We start from the raw sequence: 20071 nt of genomic DNA, 5'->3' as shown, positions 1-20071 counted from the left end.
GCGCTTACAGGGGTTGGGGGATCATCCGCTTGATCGCGCGCAGATGGGCCGGATCCGCCGCGCGCGCCGTCTCGGTCATCTCGGTCACCGCTGCGTCCAGCGCGCCAGTGCAGATGTGGTCGATCAGGCCGGTTGCCAAAGCCTCCTCGGCGCTTAGCTTGGCGCCGCAGAGCAGGATGCGCTTCGCGGTCGCGGGACCGGCCAGAGCGACCAGCCGCGCGGGGTCGGACGGTTGCGGCAACACGCCCATCTTCACCACCGGATAGAAGAACCGCGCTCCGGCCACGGCGATGCGCAGATCGCAGGCCAGCACCATGCCCAACGCCCCGCCCGCGCAAGCGCCGTTGAGCGCCGCGACGCTCAACCCCTCGAACCCGGCGACGGCGGTAGACAGCCGTTCCCACTGGGGCGAGGTGGCAAGGGCGGCGCGGCGCACCTCTTCAAGATCGGCGCCCGCGCTGAACACCGACCCCGCGCCGGTCAGGACCAGCACCGGGTGCGTGGCCCCCTCGACCGCGTCGGCCAGCTCGGCCAGCATCGCTTCGCTCAGGGCGTTCGCCTTGTCGGGCCGGTTGAGTGTCAACGTCAGACAGCCGTCGGACACGTCATGGGCGATCACGTGAGGCCCACCTGTTTGCGGATGCCTTCGTCACGCAGGGACACGTCGGTGCCGAGATGCGCGTCCGCCTCGGGCGAGCACATCCAGACCAGTGCGCGGGCGGGCCATTCGGGGGGGACATGGTCGGACCAGTCAAGCTGGCTGACCGGATTGACGCCCGAGGCCTTGATTTCGCGCTGCATGTCGGTGGCGACGGTGCCCGGCGAAAGCCCCATGATCCGTAGGCCCTTGGCGCGATTTTCGTGATCGGCCGCACGGGTGAGCATGTAGGCCCCCGCCTTTGAGGCGCAATAAGCTGACCACGCCTCAACCGGGCCGTGGGCCGCGCCGGAGGAAATGGTCAGGATCGTGCCGCCGCCGCGTTCGATCATACCGGGCAGAACCGCCCGCATCCCGTTGAATACTCCTTTGAGGTTCACGTCGATCGTCGTGCCCCAAGCCTCCGGGTCGGCCTCGGCCAGCGGGCTGATCGGGTCGATAAGTCCCGCGTTGTTCACCATGACATCGATCCCGCCAAAGGCATCCTCGGTCGCGGCCACGGCGGCGGCGAGGGCGGTATAATCCGACACGTCGCAGGCAATCGACAGCGCGGCCTCTCCGATCTCGCCGGCCAGCGCGTCGATCTCGCCCGAAGAGCGCGCCATCAGCGCCACCTTGGCCCCAGCCTCGGCAAAGGCCCGCGCCGCTGCCGCTCCGATCCCGCGACTTGCGCCTGTCACGATCACCACTTTACCCGTCATGTCCATTTCACATCCTCCTGAGTTCGTCAGCCGGAGCTTGACCGCAGATGATAAGGTTGAAAAGCTGGTTCGGACATATTTCTCAGGGAGATAATTTCGATGACAGTTTTTCGCACGCTCACCACCACCACGGCCATCCTTGCCGGAACGGCCGCCGCCGCCGATGTGACCGCCCAGCAGGTCTGGGACAACTGGAAAGGGCAGATGGAGGTCTATGGTCAGGGGTTCACCACCTCTGGCGAAGCGATGGAAGGGGACACGCTGGTTGTCTCTGACGTGACCATCGAGATGCAGGACAACGACGCTGCCGTGCTGGCCGAACTGGGCGATATCGAGCTGACGGAAAACGGCGACGGCACCGTGTCGGTCAGCACCGAAGACAGCTACCCGATCACGGTCACCGTGACCCCGCCAAACGACGACCCATCGACCATCAACATGACCATGAGCCAGACGAACATGGACATCACGGTCTCGGGCGATCCGGAGGCGATGATCTACGACATCTCGGCCGAGGTCTATGCGTTGAGCATCGACAGTCTGGGCGGACGGGTGGCCGAACAGGCGGAGCTGGGCGAGGCGATGTTCGCCCTGCGCGATCTGGCCGGGAAGTATTCGGTCCGCGAAGAAGAGCTGACCCACATCGCCTATGAGCTCAGCGCCGGTGCGCTGGATCTGGACTTTGCCTTCACCGAGACGGGCGAGGACGGCGCGTTTAGCGTGAACGGCGATCTGGCGGACCTGTCCACCTTCGCCAACCTCGTGCTCCCGCAGGACATGGACCTTGAGGCCGAGCAACCGCCGTTCAACGACGGTCTGGCCATCGACGGGGGCTATACCTTCGGCGACGCCCGCTACGACTTTTCGTTCCGAGCCGACGGCGAGGCTGGATCGGGCGCGGCGACCGTGGACGGTGGCACGCTGGCCTTCGCCATGGACAAGGACGGGCTGAGCTACACCGGAGAGGCGCAGAACGTCGAAGTCTCGGTCGAAATGCCAAGCCAGGTGCCCTTCCCGTTCGAAGCGTCACTGGCGGCCTATGGGTTCGATCTTCAGATGCCGCTGAGCCAGGGCGATGGCGAGCCGCGCGATGCCCGTCTGGCGTTCAATCTGACCGACCTGCAGGTGAGTGAGATCCTCTGGAACCTTGGCGATCCGCAGCAGGTGCTGCCACGCGAGCCGGTGTCGATTGCCTTGGCCGTGGATGCGCAGGTCACGCCGTTCTTCGATTTCCTCGACCCCGAACAGCAGCAGGCCGCCGTCATGGCCGAAGTGCCCGGTGAGTTGAACGGCGTGCAGGTGACCGAACTTGAAATCAAGGCCGCCGGGGCCGAGATCACCGGCGACGGGGCCTTTACCTTTGACAACGAAGACCTGACAACCTTCAACGGCGTACCGCGTCCCGAAGGCAAGATGTCGTTCGAGATCAACGGTATCAACAGCCTGATCGACAAGCTCGTGCAGATGGGCCTGATCCCCGAGGAAGAGGCGATGATGCCGCGGATGATGATGGGCATGTTCACCACCCCCGTGGGCGACGACAAGCTGACCTCGACCATCGAGGTGAACGAACAGGGTCATGTCCTCGCCAACGGACAACGTCTGCGCTAGGCGACGCCTGACCGACGATCCTCACGGCGCGCAGCTTCGGTTGCGCGCCGTTTTCGCGTCCGGGGGCTCGGGGCCCGAACGCAGGACTTTGTTAACCATGAATCGCTAGACTTCGCTCGCGACCGGGCTGCGCGCACCGGCGCGGTCTTTGCTATTCCTATGGCACGCACTTGCGGCACGGGGGCTGACCGATTACCTCAACCGCATGTAAAGGATACCCCATGACCCAAACGCTTGCTGATCTGACCCACCACCTTATCGCGGCGGCGCAGGCCGCGGGCGCCGACGCAGCGGATGCGGTGGCTGTCTCGGGCACGTCGATCTCGATCGATGTGCGCAACGCCGAACTGGAGGAGGCGCAGCGCGCGGAATCCACCGACATCGGCCTGCGGGTGTTCGTGGGCCTGCGGTCGGCCAACGTCTCAGCCTCTGACACTTCGGACCGCACCGTGGGCGAGATGGCCGAACGGGCCGTCGCCATGGCGCGCGAAGCCCCCGAAGACCCCCACGCGGGCCTTGCCACGCAGGCGCAGCTGGCGACCGATCTGGACCACAGCCGCCTTGATCTGGTGGACAACGGCCCCGAACCGGACCCGGCCTGGCTGGAAGAACAGGCCCGCATCGCCGAGGCCGCCGCGCAAGAGGTGGCCGGCGTCACGCAGGTGCAAAGCGCCTCGGCTGGCTATGGCCGCCGTCAGGTCCACATGAGCGCCAGCAACGGATTTTCCGGCGGCTATGAAAGCACCGGTCACTCGCTCAGCGCCGTGGCCATTGCCGGGGTCGGGGCCGAGATGGAGCGGGATTACGACTTCGACAGCCGCATTCACCTGTCCGACATGCACAGCGCGCGCAAAATCGGCCATCTTGCCGGTGAACGGGCGGTGGCCCGACAGGGTGCGCGCCGCCCCAAGACCGGCACCTATCCGGTGCTGTTCGACGAACGCATTTCCGCCTCGCTCATCGGGCACCTGCTGTCGGCCAGCAACGGTACGATGATCGCGCGCGGCTCATCCTGGCTGCTGGGGCGCGACGGCGAACAAGTCCTGACCCGGGGCGTCGACCTGATCGAAACCCCGCACCGCCCCCGCATCGCCGGGTCGCGCCTGTTCGACGGCGAAGGGCTGCCCACGTCCGAGCGCAAGATCGTTGAGGATGGCGTGTTGACCGGCTGGACGCTCGATCTTGCGACGGCGCGCAAGCTGGGGCTGGAAAGCACCGGCAATGCCTCGCGCGGGACCTCTGGCCCGCCCTCGCCTTCGGTGTCCCATGTTAAGCTCACGCCCGGCGCACAAAGCCCCGAGGAGTTGATGCGCGACATGGGGACCGGGCTTCTCGTGACCTCGATGATCGGCTCGACCATCAATCCCAACACCGGAGATTATTCGCGCGGGGCGTCCGGCTTCTGGATCGAGAACGGTGCGATTGCCTATCCGGTCAATGAATGCACCATCGCGGGCAACCTGAACGACATGCTGGCGCGGATCGTGCCGTCGAACGATGCACGCGCCCATATCAGCCGCGTGGTGCCCAGCCTGTTGATCGACGGGATGACGCTTGCCGGTGCCTAGGAACGCGGACCTGTCCCTGCTGATCGACGCCGCCCGCACGGCCGGTGAGATCGCCACAGGCTACTTCAGGGCCGCCCCCGAGGTCTGGGAAAAATCCGACGGACAGGGCCCGGTGACCGAGGCGGATCTGCACGTGAACCGTCAACTTTCCGCCGATCTGCAGGCGGCGCGGCCCGATTATGGCTGGCTCTCGGAAGAGACCGAGGACGGGGAGAGCCGTCAGGCCACCGAGCGCCAGTTCATCATCGACCCCATCGACGGCACCCGCGCCTTTATCGAGGGCAACAAGGACTGGGCCCATTCCCTTGCGATTGCCGAACACGGTGAGGTCATTGCCGCCGTCGTCTATCTGCCCGAACGCGACGCGCTTTATGCGGCGGCCAAGGGCGCGGGGGCGTCGCTGAACGGCGCACCGATCCATGCCGCGTCGAACCGGCAGATGGAGCGCGCCACGGTGCTGTCCTCGAAGCTCAACGTAAAGCCGGAATACTGGACCAACGTCTGCCCGCCGTTCAAGCGCACCTTCCGCTCATCGCTCGCCTATCGCATGGCGCTGGTCGCCGAAGGACGCTTTGATGGCATGTTGACCCTGCGCCCGACTTGGGAATGGGACGTTGCCGCCGGGGCGCTGCTGGTGGCCGAAGCAGGGGGCCACGCCACGGACCAGCGCGGACAGCCCGCGCGGTTCAACAACCGGCACCCGCAGGTCAACGGCATGGTCGCCGCGGGCGGCATCCACAAGGACCTGATCGAGGCGCTCGCCTGACCTTCTTTACCACACCCCCGGCACAGCCTAGTGTCGCGAAATGCAAACGAACCAATAGGTGCCCTATGTCCCAACGTCTTCACCTCGTCTTTGGCGGAGAACTCGTCGATCCCACACGGAACGCGTTCAAGGATGTCGATGACATCCATATCGTCGGCATGTTCCCCAACTATGAGACCGCGTTCAACGCGTGGAAGGCCGAGGCGCAGAAGACCGTCGACAACGCGCATATGCGCTATTTCATCGCCCATATTCACCGGCTGCGCGATGAAGAGACCGAAGCCTCGCCCACGGAAGAGCTCGGGTAGAGCCGACCGGAGCGTTGCGCCGTGATCTGGGTGCATTGCGGAAGCGGGGACGAGGTGCCGTTCTGCCTGTCGCTCGCCTCGCGTCTGGCCGAGGCGAGCGATGTGGCGGGGGTCTTGCTGACCGCCGAGCCCGAGGTGCTGGAGATGATAGGGCGCCTGCCGAGGGGCGTTGAACTGGCGCCGGTGCCAGCGGACACCGCCTCCAAGGTCCGCGCGTTCTGGGAAGACCGGGCACCGCGCTACCTGATCTGGGTGGGCGGCACCCTGCGCCCGGTGCTGTTGCGGTGGATCGAAAAGCTGCACCTTCCGGCGGTTCTGGTCAATGCGCGCACCGCAGGGCTGCACGGCAAAGGGTCCCGTTGGCTGCCCCGTGCGGGGCGCACGGCGGTCGCCGCTTTCGACCGGATCCTGACCGCGGACGGTGCGACGGCCACGCGGCTGATGCGCAGCGGCGTTCCCGCAGACCGGGTGCAGGTCACCGGTCCGCTGTTGGAAGAGGCCCTGCCCCTGCGCCATGACGCCAATGAACTGACGGTGATGGCCGAAGCGCTCGACAACCGGCCCATGTGGTTTGCCGCCGATATCGTAAGTCAAGAAGTCATGCACATGATCGCCGCGCATCTGGTGGCGAGCCGCCGCAATCACCGGCTGCTGCTGATCGTCACCCCACGGGACTGCACCACCGGCCCGCAGGTCGCCGAGACCCTGCGCGAGGCCGGGTTGATCGTGGGCGTGCGCTCCGAGGGGGACGATCCGACGGAAGAGCAACAGGTTTATGTGGCGGATCTGGAGGGCGAAATCGGCCTTTGGTATCGCATCGCGCCCCTCACCTTCATCGGCGGCACCCTGAGCGGGGGCGGCGCGACCTCCCCCTTTGATGCGGCGGTTCTGGGCTCTGCCGTCGTGCATGGCACGCGCAAGGCCCCGCATGACGCGCGCTTCGCCCGTCTCGCGCAGGCCGAAGCCAGCCGCGAGGTGCGCTCGGCCTCGGAACTGGGGGTGGCCGTGGGCGCGTTGATCGCGCCGGAACAGACCGCGCGACTGGCGCTTGCGGGCTGGGAAGAGCTGACGCGCAACGCCGAGACCTTGAACACTCTGGTGCGGGACGCGCTGCACGCGATCGAGGACGCGGCATGAGGGCGCCGGGCTTCTGGTATCGCCCGCGCAGTTGGCAGGCGGCCTTGCTGGCACCGCTGGGATGGCTTTACGCAGCCGCTACGGCACAGCGCGTTCGGCAGGCACCGCGCCACCGGGCGGGCGTTCCGGTGATCTGCATCGGCAACATCAACGCAGGCGGCACGGGCAAGACGCCCACGGCGATTGCCCTGGCGCAGCGGCTGACCGAGTGGGGCGCATCGGTTCATATCGTCAGCCGTGGCCATGGCGGGGCCTTGGCCGGTCCCGTCCGGGTGGACCCTGCGACCCACCGCGCAGACGATGTGGGCGACGAGCCCTTGATGCTGTCCGCTTTTGCCGCCGTCTGGGTGGCAAAGGATCGCGCGGCGGGGGTGCATGCGGCCGAGGCGGCCGGTGCGTCGGTGATCCTGCTGGACGATGGCTTTCAGAATCCGGCGGTGCACAAGGACCTGTCGCTGGTGGTCGTCGATGCGGTGAAGGGCTTCGGGAACGGCCGCGCGATCCCCGCAGGCCCGTTGCGCGAACCGGCGGCGGCGGGTTTGTCCCGCGCCGATGCGCTGCTGGTGATCGGCCCCGAAAAGGCCCGCGCCGCCTTTGCCCCCGCCCTGCCCGAGGACTGTGTGCGGTTGGACGGACAGCTTGACCCGCTGCCCACGGGCATGCCTTGGGGCCATCTGCGGGTGCTGGCCTTTGCCGGCATCGGCCACCCGGAAAAGTTCTTTGCCACGCTGCGCAGCCTTGGTGCGGATGTGGTGCGGGCGGAACCGCTGGACGATCACCAACCTCTGACCGACGCCATCCTCAAACGGTTGGACAGTGACGCGAAAGCGCAGGGTCTGATCCTTGTGACCACGGAAAAGGACGCCACGCGCCTGCCCGACAGCTTCCGTCACCGGGTGACGGTCCTGCCCGTGCGGTTGACGATCTCCGATTGGACGCCCTTGGACCGCAAGCTGCGCGCGCTGGGGCTTAGCCCTTCGTAAGGTCCTGATGCTGGCCCAGCTTTGGCGCGGGCCGGTCGAGGGCGAGCTCTGCCTCGGAAAAGCGCATTGGCGGCCGCACGCCGGGCACGCCCTCAGCCTCGAGCTTCAGGCCCCGGGCCACGACCTGCGGATCGGCGAAGACATCCTCGAAGGTGTTGATCGGACCGGCGGGCACGCCGTTGGCTTCGCAGGCCGCCAGAAGATCGGCCATGCTCCAGCGGCAGGTCTCCTCGCCCAGCAGTGGCACAAGAACGTCGCGATGCTCCAACCGGCCGGGATTGGTGGCAAAGCGCGGATCGGTCGCAAGCGCGTCGACGTCCAGCAAGGCGCAGAATTTGCGGAACTGGCCGTCATTGCCCACGGCGATGATCACATGGCCGTCGGCGCAGTCAAACACCTGATAGGGCACGATGTTGGGATGGGCATTGCCAAGCCGCGTCGGAGAGGTGCCGGTGGCAAGGTAGTTCATCGCCTGATTGGCCGTGGTCGCCACCGCGGTGTCGAGCAGTGCAAGGTCGATCTGCTGGCCGCGTCCGGTCGTGTGGCGCTGGTGAACGGCGGCGAGAATGGCGTTGCTGGCGTAGAGCCCGGTGAAAATATCGGTCACCGCGACACCCACCTTCTGTGGTTGGCCATCGGGTTCGCCGGTGACGGACATCAGCCCCGACATGCCTTGAATAATAAAGTCATAACCCGCGCGGGTGGCATAGGGGCCGGTCTGCCCGAAACCGGTGATCGAACAATAGATCAACCGCGGATGGCTTTCTTTCAGGCTGTCGTAATCCAGCCCGTATTTCGCCAGCCCGCCGACCTTGAAATTCTCGATCACGATGTCCGCATCGTCCAGCAGCCGCAAAAGCTGCGCCTTGCCTTCGGGTGTGCGGAAGTCGATCACCACGGATTTCTTGCCGCGGTTGCAGCTGTGGAAATAGGCGGCGGCGGACTCGCCGTCATGGTCGATGAAGGGCGGCCCCCAGGTGCGGGTGTCATCGCCCTGCGGCGATTCCACCTTGATCACCTCGGCCCCCAGATCGGCCAGCAACTGGCCGGCCCAGGGGCCCGCCAGGATCCGCGCCAGTTCGACAACCCTGAGGCCGGACAGCGGTGTCATCCGTTCGTCTCGGCCAGCTTTTCGTCAAGGACGTCCGCGAAATCGGCATAGCTCATGTTGGAGTATTTTTCACCGTTGATGATGAAGCTGGGCGTGCCGGTGACCTCATCGGCGGCGGCGTTGGACTGATACCATGCCATAAGCTCCTGCGCCTGATCGGCGTCGGCAAGGCAGGTGTCCAGATCCTCATCCGTCAGGCCCGCGACCTTGCCGATGCTGCGCAGTGCGGCGACGATCTCATCACCACTCTCGCGGCGGGCCCAGTCCTGCTGCTTTTCGAACATCAGGCTGGTCAGCCCGAAGAACCGCATCTCACCGCCGCAGCGCGCCACCATCGAGGCCCAGAGGCCGGGGCGGTCGAAATACACCTCTCGGTAGGTGAAGCCGATCTTGCCGGTGTCGATGTAGTTTTCCTTGAGCTGCGGATACTGGTTGGCGTGGAACGTCGCGCAGTGCGGGCAGGTGTAGGAGGCATATTCGATGACCTGAACCGCCGCATCGGGGTCGCCCTGCACCATCTCGGTCACGTCGAACTGTTCGGCCTCGGCCATGTCGGTGGCCGCGGCCACCTGTGGCGCCTCCGCAGATTGCGTCATGTACCAGATGCCGCCCGCGGCGACGACGGCGACCACGGACACCGAGGCCAGAATGGATGTCTTCATCAGTATTTCTTTCCCGTTTCAGGACATTTTGTCATTACATTCGCACCCAGCGCTTCAAGCGCAAGGCGCAGGGCGTCGTTCTTCACCGGAGCGGCAAGGTCGCGCGCGGCGGCCTTGGCTTCGGGTTTGGGGCCGCGGGGGGCGGCGGGGCCGTGATCGAAGGCCATCTGCCCCTCGGCAAAGCCGGTCGCCGCGGTCTGGGTGATCCGGATCCGCGAGATCGCGTTGTAGCCGTAACAGGCGTTCACCCGTTCGCGCAGCTTTTCCTTCTGCATTTCGAGCATCGGCGCCTGTGCCCCCGAGGTCAGGATCGTCAGCGTCGCGCCCATGCCGCCGCGGGCATAGCTGACATCGACCGGATGGGCGATCTTCGCTGTCGCCTCACCCACGATCTCGGCCCAATGGGTCAGCAGACGCGCCTGCGCGAAGCCGCGCGACTCGGTCGCGTCGCGTATGCGCTTCTGCATCAACGTGACCGCACGTGAAAATCCGCGCGTCGTGCTTTTGGGGCGTGGCTGTTTCATAACTCGACCGCTATTCTAGCCCCCTGCTACCTCAGCACCAGCCCGCCGGACAAGGAAAGTTAATAAACATTGTGTGACGTCAGCGAAGCCCTGCTGGATTGGTATGACATCCATGCCCGCAGCATGCCGTGGCGGGTGATGCCCGCCGACCGCAAGGCCGGGGTGCGGCCCGATCCCTATGCGGTCTGGCTGTCCGAGGTGATGCTGCAGCAGACCACCGTCGCCGCCGTGCGCGCCTATCACAGCAAGTTCATGGCGCTTTGGCCCACGGTCAGCGATCTAGCAGCGGCTGAGGATGCCGAGGTCATGGCCGCATGGGCCGGGCTGGGCTACTACGCGCGCGCGCGTAACCTGCTCAAATGCGCCCGCGCGGTGGTGGCCGACCACGGGGGCCGCTTTCCGCAGGACCATGACGCGCTGCTCAAGCTGCCGGGGATCGGCCCCTATACGGCGGCGGCGGTCTCGGCGATTGCATTTGACGCGCCCTCGACCGTGCTGGACGGCAATGTCGAGCGGGTGATGGCGCGGCTGCATGACGACCACACGCCGCTGCCGGCGGCGAAACCTGTGTTCATGGACTACGCCCGCCGCCATACCTCGCACAGCCGGCCCGGGGATTACGCGCAAGCGGTGATGGATCTGGGGGCCACGATCTGCACGCCGAAATCGCCCGCCTGCGGCATCTGCCCCCTGCGCCCCTGTTGTGCCGCTCACGCCGCAGGCACGCAGGCGGATCTGCCCAAGAAGACACCCAAGAAGCCCAAACCCACGCGCCACGGCATCGCCTATGTCGCCCGCCGCGCGGACGGTGCCTGGCTGCTTGAGACCCGGCCCGACACCGGGCTATTGGGGGGCATGCTGGGCTGGCCGACCACCGAATGGGGCGACGACCCCGCCCCGGCCGAGCCCGCGCCCGCCCAGTGGCAGACGCTGAACGACGCCGCGCGGCACACGTTCACGCATTTCCACCTGATCCTTCAGGTGCGCACCGCATGGCTTGCGCAAGATGCCCGCCCGTCCCGTGGGCACTTCATCACAGCCGAGGCTTTCAGCCCGTCCGCCCTGCCCACCGTGATGCAAAAGGCCTACACTCTGGCGACTGCGACGCTGCGCCCCCTATGAGCGTGGCACCGCGCGCGGATAGACTGGAACCAGACCGGAGAGCACGATGACCACCATCCCCGCGCCCAAATTCCGCCGCCTGAGCAGCGCGCTGCCCTTCTGGCTTTCGCTGGCGCTGCTCCCGATCACGTGGATCACCGCCGTTTATGGCGGCTGGACGCTGGTTCTTTTGCCGATGACGACCTGGTATCTGTTTTCGGTGCTGGACTATTTCACCGGCCTGAACCTTGACAACGCCGACCCCGAAACCGCCGAAGCCGACCTGTTCTGGTATCGCGCGATCACCCTGATCTGGGCCCCTTTGCAGATCGGCACGCTGTTTGCGCTTCTGTGGTATCTGGCGCGCACCGATCACCTCGCCTGGTGGGAAGAGGTCTTGCTCATGGGGGGCTTCGGAATCGTCAGTGGCACCGTGGGGATCAACTACGCGCATGAGCTGATGCACCAAAAGCCGAAGAGCGAACGCTGGCTTGCGGATATCCTTCTGGCCTCGGTCCTGTATTCACATTTCCGCAGCGAACATCTGCTGGTGCATCACCGCTATGTCGGCACGCCCCGCGATCCGGTCACGGCGCGCTACAACGAGCAATTCTGGCGGTTTTTCCGGCGCGTGCTGCCCGCGTGCTATGTGTCCGCCTTCAAGGCCGAGCGGGCGATGCTGGCGCGCAAGGGACGGCCGTGGACGGACCTGTCCAACCCGTTCTTTCGCTATTGGACGCTGCAAGCCGCGTTCTTGCTGGCGGCGGTTCTGCTGGCAGGCTGGTGGGGGCTGGTGCTCTTTGCCTATCAGGCGCTGGTGGCGATCACCCAGCTTGAGTTGGTGAACTACGTCGAACACTACGGCCTGACCCGCAAGCATCTGGGCGGCGGCAAATACGAACACGTCCTGCCGCGCCATTCGTGGAATGCGGCGCATCGGGCGTCGAACTGGCTGCTGATCAACCTGCAACGCCACTCGGACCACCACTACAAGCCGAACCGCCGCTTTCCGCTGCTGCAGACCTATGATGAGCACGACGCCCCGCAACTGCCCTATGGCTATCCGGTCATGACGATGGTGGCCGTGGTGCCGCGCCTGTGGCGCCGGATGATGAACCCCCGCGTCGATGCCTGGCGGGCGCGGTATTACCCGGAGATCGAGGATTGGGGCCCCTACAAACGCGGCACCAACCCGATGCCGCGCTAGTCGCGGGCGTTGCGGATCTGCCCCGAGACCCAGGCCCAGCTTGACCGGCACATATCGGACAGGCTGCGCGTGGCCTCGAACCCCAACAGCTCCCGCGCCTTCTCGGGCCGCGCCGTGAGCACCGCCACATCCCCGTCGCGCCGCGGCTGGATGCGGTAAGGCAGCGCGCGGCCGCAGGCGTCGGAATAGGCGGCCACGACCTCTAGCACGGACGAGCCCTCTCCGGTGCCCAGATTGACCGTGTGCCCCTTGCCGCTGTCCAGCAACGCCTGCAACGACAGCACATGACCCCGGGCGAGATCCTCAACATGTATGTAGTCGCGCACGCCGGTGCCGTCGGGGGTGTTGTAATCGTCGCCGAACACGCCCAGCTCGGACAGCTCACCGGTGGCGACTTTGGCGATATAGGGCACCAGATTGTTGGGGATATCCGCAGGGTCTTCGCCGATCAAAGCCGAGCGATGGGCCCCGACTGGGTTGAAATAGCGCAGGATGCCGATGGCCCACGGCGCGGGCAGTTGCTCGAGGATCTGTTCGCCCGCGATCTTGGTATAGGCATAGGGCGAGGTATAGGTGCGGGGGTGATCCTCGGGGATGGGCTGCACCTCGGTGTCGCCGTAAACCGTGGCCGAAGAGGAGAAAACCAGCCGCCGCACGCCGGCCTCCTCCATCGCCGCCAGAAGCGTGAGCAGCCCGCCGATGTTGGTGTGCATGTAGTCGATGGGCTGCGCCACGCTTTCGCCCACGGCCTTCTTGGCGGCGAAATGCACCACCCCGTCGATTTGGTGGTCCGCAAAGACCGCATCCAGCGCGGCGCGGTCCAGAACATCGCCCCGCACCAGATGCACCGCCTGTCCGGCGATCTGCTGCAAACGGTCGGGCACATCCGGCTTCGCGTTCGAGAAATTGTCGAACACGACAACCTCGAACCCGGCTTCGAGCAGCGCCAGATAGGTATGCGATCCGATGTAGCCGGCCCCGCCGGTCAGCAGTATTTTCGCCATGGGTCCCCCGTCAAATTGCCCCCTTATGGCCCAGCGCTTGCGCGACGTCACGGGCGAAGATCGCGGGCAAAAAAAACCCTGTCAGGCCCGAAAGGCCGACAGGGTCAAGGTGTGCCACGGCCCGAAGGGGCCGCTGGCACAGGCGGTAGTCTGTGTTTTTTGTGTAGGGGTCAGTTTGCCCGCATCTCGGACCGGATCTGCTGGCGCAGAAGGTCGATGGGAACTTTCTTGCCGTCGCGGCGGAAGTGCCAATAGGTCCAGCCATTGCAGCTCGGGGCCTTCTCGCACGCCGCACCGACCTGATGGATCGAGCCTTTGACATCGGCCCCGATCAACGAGCCGTCGGCCCGCACCTTGGCTTTGTGACGCCCGTTGATCGACCACAGCTCTTCGCCGGGGCGCAACATGCCGCGCTCGACCACCTGACCGAAGGGCACGCGGGGTTCGGCGCGCTTGGATTGCGTCACTTCCAGCGCTTCGTTGTCCAGCTTGCGCACGCGGGCCAGACGTTTCGCGGCGACGGCGCGATACTCGGCCTCACGCTCGATCCCGATGTAATCGCGGCCCAGCATCTTGGCGACCGCGCCGGTGGTGCCGGTGCCGAAGAACGGGTCAAGCACGACATCGCCGGGGTTTGTGGTGGCCAGCAACACCCGGTGCAACAGACTTTCGGGCTTCTGGGTCGGGTGGGCCTTGTCGCCGGCGTCGTTCTTCAAGCGTTCATGTCCTGTGCAGATCGGAAGCACCCAGTCGCTGCGCATCTGTGTGCCTTCGTTCAGCGACTTTAGGGCCTCGTAGTTAAAAGTGTATTTCGATTTCTCGGACTTGCCGGCCCAGATCAGCGTCTCATGGGCGTTGGTCAGACGTTTGCCGCGGAAATTGGGCATCGGGTTCGACTTGCGCCAGACCACGTCGTTGAGGATCCAGAACCCCTGATTCTGGAGCTCGGCCCCCATGCGGAACACGTTGTGATAGCTGCCGATCACCCAGATTGCGCCGTCCGGCTTCAGGATGCGCCGCGCGGCGGCCAGCCAGGCGCGGGTGAACTCGTCATAGACGCGGAAGCTGTCGAACTGGTCCCAGTCGTTGTCGACCGCATCGACCTTGGAATTGTCCGGCCGGTGCAGGTCACCGCGCAATTGCAGGTTATAGGGGGGGTCCGCAAAAATCAGGTCAACGCTGCCCTCGGGCAAGCTGTTCATGACCTCAATGCAGTCACCGTCAAGGATACTGTTAAGGGGCAGTGCGGGCGCACTTTTCCCAGTCTTTTTCTTTGTCATTGTCTGCCTCTGTCCGTCCTCAAGACCACGGCGGTTATCCGCTCTTTGGTTGATCCCAATGTGAGTCAAAGGGGATTCGCAGTCAAAAACTTTATTGAATCAAGAGGTTACGTTTTCGGCTTGTCACAACATCTTGTGGACGGGTTTGAAGGACCGTCTATGGTGTGGGGTCACGCCCAAATTTTGCAGCGCCAACATGTGGCTTTTGCACCCGTAACCTGCGTTCGTCTCCCAGCCATATCCCGGATAGTGTTGCGCCAACTCCACCATGATCCGGTCGCGACATATTTTCGCCACAATTGAGGCCGCCGCGATGCTCGCACTCAGGGCGTCGCCCTTGATCAGGGCGGTCGCCGGTGTGGCGAGATTTTGGGGGATCATATTGCCGTCGATCAGCGCGTGATCGACCCGGCCGAGCCCGGCAATCGCGCGCTCCATCGCCAGGTGACTGGCGCGCAGGATGTTGATTTCGTCGATTTCCTCGACCGTGGCATGGGCGATGGAGACCTCGGCGGCGGCAAAGATCAACGGCTCGAGCGCTTCGCGGCGTTTCTTGGTTAGCGCCTTGCTGTCGTTCAGCCCCTCGGGGATCCGATCGTGGTGGAACACCACTGCCGCCGCCGTGACCGGACCGGCCAGCGGGCCGCGCCCGACCTCATCCACGCCCGCGACGCGCAGCGCCCCGCGACCGAAAAGCTGCTGTTCATAGGTATAGTCGGGGCGGCAGGTCATGGCACAGGATGAAGCAGACAGGCCGCGCCGACGCAAGCGGCTTCCGGCCCCGAACCTGCAACATCACAGGGCAGACAATAAAAGAGGCAGGGGGCCATGTCCTCCCCCCTGCCTCTCCGGGCGGCGATCGGTGCCGCCGCCCCGTTCCGCCCCGGCCTTAGCGCCGGTTTGTGCGGAATCCTTCGTCGCGCAGGCAGCGCGTGCGGTAGCCCTGTCGCCGCTGGCCGGCCTCGGTCCGGAAGCGCACGTGGCAGCGTTGGGGCAGACGTTCGACATGGGCGTAATTGCGGTTCAGACAGCGTTGCGGGAAGAAATTGATCCGGTTCCCGTTGCGCCGCGTTACCTGCCGTTGGCACTGGGCCGGCAAGGTCTTCCAGCGATTGTTTCGATCGGGCCGCGCCTCACGGTCATCGTCGTCATCGTTCATCGAGTGGATCACCGCCCCGATGGCCAATAAGGTCAGGAAGCCTTTCAGCGCGTCCTCTTCCGAGATGGCGGCGGTGGCGGAGCTGGGCGTCAGACTTGTCAACGCGAGTGAGATGGCAAGGACACCGGCGGTCAGTGTGGATTTCAGCATCGTATCGGTCCTTTCATATGTGTCCCGCAACAGACAGGCACGGGGTATGGACCAAGCGTGCCGCGCCCCGCCGCGCCGCCCAATATCGCCTTGCGGCTATGGGTTTGCGCGAAGGGTCGCAGCGGAAGTTATTGAATAACCGCCCCCCACCCGCCATGTTCGCGCTATGAAACACATCCTTCCCCTGATCCTTGCACTCAGCGCGGTGGCCAGCACGGCGCAGGCTGACTGTTATGCCGACTACAAAGCCAAGCGTGACGATCCGCTTCGCCTGCACTACGGTGTCGCGGAAATCCTTGACGTGTGTTCGGAACAGGCCGCCGCGGCCGAGCTTGAGCCCCGTCTTGCGAAGGACGACTGGCAATTGCTGAGCATCGAAGGGGTCTTCGATGAAACCGGACTTGAAGAGAGGGAAGAGAGTGCAGGAGAGTTCTACCTCCGCTATTGAAGCGCGCCAGACCGGCAACCGGATCGTCATCGGCGGAATCGCGGCCATCGTCGTCATTCTGGCCAGTGCTGCGGTCTTGCTGTTCTTGAACCTGCCCGACGCGAACGCGTTCAACGCGCGGGTCGAGCAATTGTTCGTCGAGAATGCGACCCTTACCGGACAGGCAGAGATCAAGCTTCTCGAGATTCTGGCGCAATCCGGAACGGCCTTTTCCGAGACGCTGGACAGCTACCGGTTCGTGATTTTCGTGTTGCTGGTGTTCTCGACCGCTTTGCTGGTGGCAGCGGTGGCGTTTCTGGTGATGCTGATTGCCATGAACCGCCGCATGGGGCAGATCGAACGCAAGGGGATCGAGGTCAACTCACTCCTGATTTCGCGCGACCAGAACATGGTTTACCTGAACAACTTCGAATTCAAACTCACCGATGCGGCGATCGAGACCTTGGCCGTGCTGGCCGAAGCGCGCATGGATGATGAGGTTTTGTCCGGCGCCGAGATCGAAGGCGTGATTTCCGGCCGCCCCTCTTCCGATTGCGAAGAGGCTGCGGGTGCCACGCGGATCAAGCGGCTTCGTGACACGCTGGGCAACCAGATGATTTCAGAGCTGTTGATTCGCAACATCGCCCGGCGCGGCTATATGCTGGCCATCGACAAGGCCGTGATCCGCATGGTGTGACCGGCGGCGCGGTCAGCCCGTGGCATTCGGCGACTTTTGCCTTAGGTTGTTGCTCATCCCGCAGTTCGGATGAGGAGCCGACACTTGAATTTTCCCCGTCCCGATGTCTTCGGCTGGTTTGCCTCTCTGCGGCGGGTCAGCCGCATCCTTTGGGTGCGCGTGGCGCTGATCATTGCGCTGTCGCTGATCGCCGCCCTGTCTGCTCCGTTGCTGGACACATGGATTCCGCAAAACCTCAAGGAACGGTTCACGGAAGACGCGCTCATGCCGATCCTGACCATTCTGGCCAGCAGCATGTTGACGGTGGCCACGTTCTCGCTGGGGGTGATGGTGTCGTCCCACCGGTCCTTGGCCGACCAGACCACGCCCCGCATCCACCGCTTGCTGATGGAAGACACCTCGACCCAGTCCATGCTGGCCAGTTTCATCGGCGCTTTCGCCTTTGCCCTGCTGTCGATCATCCTGTTCGGAGCGCATTATTATAGCGAGGGCGCGACCGTGATCGTCTTCGCCGCCACCGTGGCCATCGTGGCGTTGATCATCGTCTCGCTGATCCGCTGGATTCGCCAACTGTCGCGGATCGGCAGCGTGGATTATGCGCTGGAGCGGGCCGAACGCACCGCGCGTGAGACGCTCGACGGCATCCAGCGCCGCCCCCATCTGGGCGGCATGCCGATGCCCGAGGACGGCATTCCCGTTTCGGCCAGCTACACGATCAAAGTGCCGCAATCGGGATTTCTGCGCTGGATCGACGTGCAGGAGCTAAGCGACATCGCGAACAAGGTGCAGGCCGAGATCTATGCCGTCCACCTGCCCGGGGATTTGTTGCTGGAGGGGCAACCGCTGGCCCGGTCCACCAAGGAGGTGGACGCCGACGACGTGGCCGCTTGCTTCTGGATCGGCAAGAACCGCTCCTACGATCAGGACGCGCGCTATGCCATCGCCGCGCTGCGCGAAACCGCGACCAAGGCGCTGTCGCCCGGGATCAACGACCCCGGCACCGCGGTCGAGGTCGTGTCACGGCTTGAGCGTTTGCTGTGGGATGCCTTCAAGATCGAGACCGACGACAACGAACACCGGTTCAACAACGTCTATGTGGCGACGACGCCGGACAGCGTGCTGATCGACACCGCCTTTCGCGATATTTCCCGCGACGGGGCGAAGTTCGTGGACCTGTTGCTTGGCATTCACCGCGCGCTCGATGCTCTGCGGCAGACCTGCAACGCCGATGCCCACGACATGATCGACCAGCTTCACGCTGCGGTGGACGAGAACGCCGAGACCGGTCTGGTGACCCTGTCCGAGCAGACGCGCTACGCCGCGGGCCGATCCTCGATCGGTCAGCGGACGCGCTGACGGGCCGCGTCAGTCCGGCAGCTTCACCGGCCCCCATTCGGCGTATTTATCGCAAGGCGACGGATTCTCGGGGTAAAAGCCGCCCCCCAGATGCCGAATGATCCCCGCGACGGCGTTGAGCGAGGTTTGCACCGCCCCTTCGACCCAGGCCGGCGTCCAGCTGACCCCGTCGCCGGCCATGAAGATCCCGCGTTCGTGCGGCGGCAGATCGTCCTGCATGAAATGACCGAACATGCGGTGATTGTAGCGGTAATGCCCCGGCAGGGCGCCCTTGAACGCGCCCAGAAAGTTCGGATCGTTTTCCCAGCTCACCGTGATCGGATCGCCCAAAATATGCGACCGGATGTCCACATCGGGGTAAATGTTCGCCAGCGAGGTGAGCGCCAGATCCACGCGCCGCTCGACTGGCAAAGGCAGCACCTTGAGCGCGTCGGTCATCCACGAATAGCTCAGACAGATCACTGAGGGCTTGTCGGGGCCGTTGTCGAACAGATAGGTGCCCCGCGTCATCCGGTCGGTCAAGGTCATCGACATGACATCACGACCGGTGTCAGGGTCCTTGTCCTTCCAGAAGGGCCGGTCGACCATCACGAAGGTCTTGGCCGATTGCATGTAGCGGGTCCGGTCCAGCGCCATCCAGAGGTCTTGCGCGAACAGTGATTCCTCGGTGTCGATCACGGTGGACAACATGTGGCTTTGACAGGTGACCAGCACCGCGTCGAAAACCTCGACCCGTTTCCACTGGTCGGTGACCTCGAACTTCTCGCCCACCCGGCGGATGCGCGTCACGCCGGAGCGGGTCGCCCCGCCGTTGAGTTTGGACAGCGTCGTGCCCGCCGGCCAATGGGTGATCGAGATCGGCGCATGGTCCCACAGTTTGTGCGGCACCTGCCCCACGCCCCCGACCATATAGCGCTGATGGTCGTCGCATTCGGTGACATTGACCCGCAGGATTTCAAGCATCGAGTTGGGGAAATCCGAATCCCAGCCGCCGGTGCCGAAGCCGACCTGACCGAACACCTCGCGGTGGTGGAAGGACAGCGCCTGAAACGCGTCGGAGGAGGCGACGAAATCATAGAACGTCCGTTCGTCCCATTGCTCGACGATGGGGTTCCAGATTTCCTTGATGCGGGCGCTGTCGCGGTCGCGGATCGCCTGCTTCAGTGCGGTGAAATTCGCGCCCTCTTCCAGCGCGCGGTCATAGGCCTGGGCCACCTCGTGAAACAGGGGCGGCAGATCATCCAGCGATTCCGCGTAGTGGGTTTCCCCCAGAAGGTCGACGACGGTCGAGCCGGCGGCCGGGGTCAACGGATTGGGAAAGGGCATGCTTTCGATGCCCAGCATATCGACGTAGTGATAAAACCCGGTGGATGAGACCGGGAACCGCATGCCGCCAAGCTCGGCGATCACCCCGTCTGCCCCTTCAAACGCCTGTGAGCGCAGACGCCCGCCGAACTGGCCCGATTCGAACACCACAGGGCGCACGCCAAGCTTCATCAACTCGTAGCCCGCGATCACACCCGACGCCCCCGATCCGACGATGGCGACCTTGGCGCCGTGCGCGGTGTCGGGCAGGTGCCCCAGACCAGCGGGGTGGCTGATCCAGTCATCATAGGCGAACGGGAAATCCGGACCGAAAACGGAAACTTTATTCATGGGGC

21 protein-coding genes are annotated in these 20071 nt (G+C 64.7%); 11 read left to right on the top strand and 10 right to left on the bottom strand.

Going from position 1 to position 20071, the window contains the following annotated elements:
- Positions 1-4 precede the first annotated feature (4 nt).
- Together DC363_RS04075 and DC363_RS04070 are read right to left on the bottom strand one after the other, a co-directional pair.
- The gene (locus tag DC363_RS04075) at positions 5-619 is read right to left on the bottom strand and encodes an enoyl-CoA hydratase/isomerase family protein (RefSeq protein ID WP_108639850.1); all 615 of its coding nucleotides are present in this window, start codon (positions 617-619) and stop codon (positions 5-7) included.
- Complete coding sequence (locus DC363_RS04070; protein WP_108639849.1) at positions 616-1365, bottom strand: SDR family oxidoreductase; 750 nt, start codon at positions 1363-1365, stop codon at positions 616-618. The genes DC363_RS04075 and DC363_RS04070 overlap by 4 nt, the downstream gene beginning before the upstream one ends.
- Positions 1366-1458: 93 nt before the next feature.
- Between DC363_RS04070 and DC363_RS04065 the strand changes: the two genes are divergently transcribed.
- The 6 genes from DC363_RS04065 (at position 1459) to lpxK (ending at position 7732) form a co-directional block, all read left to right on the top strand.
- Positions 1459-2970 (top strand): DUF2125 domain-containing protein, encoded by a 1512-nt coding sequence (locus DC363_RS04065; protein ID WP_108639848.1) that lies wholly within the window; start codon positions 1459-1461, stop codon positions 2968-2970.
- A gap of 221 nt (positions 2971-3191) precedes the next feature.
- Positions 3192-4538 (top strand): TldD/PmbA family protein, encoded by a 1347-nt coding sequence (locus DC363_RS04060; protein WP_108639847.1) that lies wholly within the window; start codon positions 3192-3194, stop codon positions 4536-4538.
- On the top strand, positions 4531-5304 hold the full coding sequence (locus DC363_RS04055; RefSeq protein ID WP_422396397.1) for an inositol monophosphatase family protein: 774 nt from the start codon (positions 4531-4533) through the stop codon (positions 5302-5304). The genes DC363_RS04060 and DC363_RS04055 overlap by 8 nt, the downstream gene beginning before the upstream one ends.
- Before the next feature lie 65 nt (positions 5305-5369).
- Positions 5370-5612: a DUF4170 domain-containing protein gene (locus tag DC363_RS04050; RefSeq protein ID WP_108639845.1), complete on the top strand. Its 243-nt coding sequence runs from the start codon at positions 5370-5372 to the stop codon at positions 5610-5612.
- Between the two features lie 21 nt (positions 5613-5633).
- Complete coding sequence (locus DC363_RS04045; protein WP_108639844.1) at positions 5634-6749, top strand: 3-deoxy-D-manno-octulosonic acid transferase; 1116 nt, start codon at positions 5634-5636, stop codon at positions 6747-6749.
- Positions 6746-7732: a tetraacyldisaccharide 4'-kinase gene (gene lpxK / locus DC363_RS04040; RefSeq protein ID WP_108639843.1), complete on the top strand. Its 987-nt coding sequence runs from the start codon at positions 6746-6748 to the stop codon at positions 7730-7732. The genes DC363_RS04045 and lpxK overlap by 4 nt, the downstream gene beginning before the upstream one ends.
- On the opposite strand, the gene DC363_RS04035 is transcribed toward lpxK, so the two are convergent.
- The 3 genes from DC363_RS04035 to DC363_RS04025 are packed head-to-tail and all read right to left on the bottom strand — an operon-like array spanning position 7719 to position 10029.
- Positions 7719-8843 (bottom strand): CaiB/BaiF CoA transferase family protein, encoded by a 1125-nt coding sequence (locus DC363_RS04035; RefSeq protein WP_108639842.1) that lies wholly within the window; start codon positions 8841-8843, stop codon positions 7719-7721. The genes lpxK and DC363_RS04035 overlap by 14 nt on opposite strands.
- A complete protein-coding gene (locus DC363_RS04030) occupies positions 8840-9505 on the bottom strand; it encodes a DsbA family protein (RefSeq protein ID WP_108639841.1) in 666 nt (221 codons plus the stop codon). Before DC363_RS04030 ends, DC363_RS04035 begins: the two co-directional genes overlap by 4 nt.
- On the bottom strand, positions 9505-10029 hold the full coding sequence (locus DC363_RS04025) for a DUF721 domain-containing protein (protein WP_108639840.1): 525 nt from the start codon (positions 10027-10029) through the stop codon (positions 9505-9507). The genes DC363_RS04030 and DC363_RS04025 overlap by 1 nt, the downstream gene beginning before the upstream one ends.
- 69 nt (positions 10030-10098) lie before the next feature.
- On the opposite strand from DC363_RS04025, the gene mutY reads away from it, so the two are divergent.
- Positions 10099-11151, top strand: coding sequence for an A/G-specific adenine glycosylase (mutY, locus tag DC363_RS04020; RefSeq protein ID WP_108639839.1), 1053 nt, complete (start codon positions 10099-10101; stop codon positions 11149-11151).
- Between the two features lie 46 nt (positions 11152-11197).
- A complete protein-coding gene (locus tag DC363_RS04015; RefSeq protein ID WP_108639838.1) occupies positions 11198-12337 on the top strand; it encodes an alkane 1-monooxygenase in 1140 nt (379 codons plus the stop codon).
- On the opposite strand, the gene galE is transcribed toward DC363_RS04015, so the two are convergent.
- The 4 genes from galE to DC363_RS03995 all read right to left on the bottom strand — a co-directional run bounded on the left by galE (position 12334) and on the right by DC363_RS03995 (position 15930).
- On the bottom strand, positions 12334-13341 hold the full coding sequence (gene galE / locus DC363_RS04010) for a UDP-glucose 4-epimerase GalE (RefSeq protein ID WP_108639837.1): 1008 nt from the start codon (positions 13339-13341) through the stop codon (positions 12334-12336). The genes DC363_RS04015 and galE overlap by 4 nt on opposite strands.
- 170 nt (positions 13342-13511) lie before the next feature.
- Positions 13512-14621 (bottom strand): site-specific DNA-methyltransferase, encoded by a 1110-nt coding sequence (locus tag DC363_RS04005; protein WP_108639836.1) that lies wholly within the window; start codon positions 14619-14621, stop codon positions 13512-13514.
- Between the two features lie 123 nt (positions 14622-14744).
- Positions 14745-15353, bottom strand: coding sequence for a ribonuclease HII (locus DC363_RS04000; protein WP_108639835.1), 609 nt, complete (start codon positions 15351-15353; stop codon positions 14745-14747).
- Positions 15354-15510: 157 nt separating this feature from the next.
- The gene (locus DC363_RS03995) at positions 15511-15930 is read right to left on the bottom strand and encodes a hypothetical protein (RefSeq protein ID WP_108639834.1); all 420 of its coding nucleotides are present in this window, start codon (positions 15928-15930) and stop codon (positions 15511-15513) included.
- Between the two features lie 166 nt (positions 15931-16096).
- On the opposite strand from DC363_RS03995, the gene DC363_RS03990 reads away from it, so the two are divergent.
- From DC363_RS03990 to DC363_RS03980, 3 genes are all read left to right on the top strand, one after another.
- Positions 16097-16378, top strand: coding sequence for a hypothetical protein (locus DC363_RS03990; protein ID WP_108639833.1), 282 nt, complete (start codon positions 16097-16099; stop codon positions 16376-16378).
- Positions 16350-17054: a winged helix-turn-helix domain-containing protein gene (locus tag DC363_RS03985; RefSeq protein WP_108639832.1), complete on the top strand. Its 705-nt coding sequence runs from the start codon at positions 16350-16352 to the stop codon at positions 17052-17054. Before DC363_RS03990 ends, DC363_RS03985 begins: the two co-directional genes overlap by 29 nt.
- A gap of 84 nt (positions 17055-17138) precedes the next feature.
- Positions 17139-18410 (top strand): DUF2254 domain-containing protein, encoded by a 1272-nt coding sequence (locus DC363_RS03980; RefSeq protein WP_158270828.1) that lies wholly within the window; start codon positions 17139-17141, stop codon positions 18408-18410.
- A 9-nt stretch (positions 18411-18419) separates the two neighbouring features.
- Here the strand turns inward: DC363_RS03980 and DC363_RS03975 are convergent, their stop codons facing one another.
- Complete coding sequence (locus tag DC363_RS03975) at positions 18420-20066, bottom strand: flavin monoamine oxidase family protein (protein ID WP_108639830.1); 1647 nt, start codon at positions 20064-20066, stop codon at positions 18420-18422.
- Positions 20067-20071 lie beyond the last annotated feature (5 nt).

It is taken from the genome of Thalassorhabdomicrobium marinisediminis, assembly GCF_003072065.1.
Lineage (GTDB): Bacteria > Pseudomonadota > Alphaproteobacteria > Rhodobacterales > Rhodobacteraceae > Octadecabacter > Octadecabacter marinisediminis.
Note: the sequence above shows the minus strand (reverse complement) of the source record. Positions and strands in the feature narration are given on the sequence as shown.

Excerpts from the sequence above, each read along its gene's own strand:
- DC363_RS04060 (WP_108639847.1), top strand. The coding sequence starts at position 3,192 with ATGACCCAAACGCTTGCTGATCTGACCCACCACCTTATCGCGGCGGCG.
- DC363_RS04070 (WP_108639849.1), bottom strand. The coding sequence starts at position 1,365 with ATGGACATGACGGGTAAAGTGGTGATCGTGACAGGCGCAAGTCGCGGG.
- DC363_RS04050 (WP_108639845.1), top strand. The coding sequence starts at position 5,370 with ATGTCCCAACGTCTTCACCTCGTCTTTGGCGGAGAACTCGTCGATCCC.
- DC363_RS04025 (WP_108639840.1), bottom strand. The coding sequence starts at position 10,029 with ATGAAACAGCCACGCCCCAAAAGCACGACGCGCGGATTTTCACGTGCG.
- DC363_RS04005 (WP_108639836.1), bottom strand. The coding sequence starts at position 14,621 with ATGACAAAGAAAAAGACTGGGAAAAGTGCGCCCGCACTGCCCCTTAAC.
- DC363_RS04030 (WP_108639841.1), bottom strand. The coding sequence starts at position 9,505 with ATGAAGACATCCATTCTGGCCTCGGTGTCCGTGGTCGCCGTCGTCGCC.
- DC363_RS04015 (WP_108639838.1), top strand. The coding sequence starts at position 11,198 with ATGACCACCATCCCCGCGCCCAAATTCCGCCGCCTGAGCAGCGCGCTG.
- galE (WP_108639837.1), bottom strand. The coding sequence starts at position 13,341 with ATGGCGAAAATACTGCTGACCGGCGGGGCCGGCTACATCGGATCGCAT.
- DC363_RS04000 (WP_108639835.1), bottom strand. The coding sequence starts at position 15,353 with ATGACCTGCCGCCCCGACTATACCTATGAACAGCAGCTTTTCGGTCGC.
- DC363_RS03975 (WP_108639830.1), bottom strand. The coding sequence starts at position 20,066 with ATGAATAAAGTTTCCGTTTTCGGTCCGGATTTCCCGTTCGCCTATGAT.
- DC363_RS03995 (WP_108639834.1), bottom strand. The coding sequence starts at position 15,930 with ATGCTGAAATCCACACTGACCGCCGGTGTCCTTGCCATCTCACTCGCG.
- lpxK (WP_108639843.1), top strand. The coding sequence starts at position 6,746 with ATGAGGGCGCCGGGCTTCTGGTATCGCCCGCGCAGTTGGCAGGCGGCC.
- DC363_RS04065 (WP_108639848.1), top strand. The coding sequence starts at position 1,459 with ATGACAGTTTTTCGCACGCTCACCACCACCACGGCCATCCTTGCCGGA.
- DC363_RS03990 (WP_108639833.1), top strand. The coding sequence starts at position 16,097 with ATGAAACACATCCTTCCCCTGATCCTTGCACTCAGCGCGGTGGCCAGC.
- DC363_RS04035 (WP_108639842.1), bottom strand. The coding sequence starts at position 8,843 with ATGACACCGCTGTCCGGCCTCAGGGTTGTCGAACTGGCGCGGATCCTG.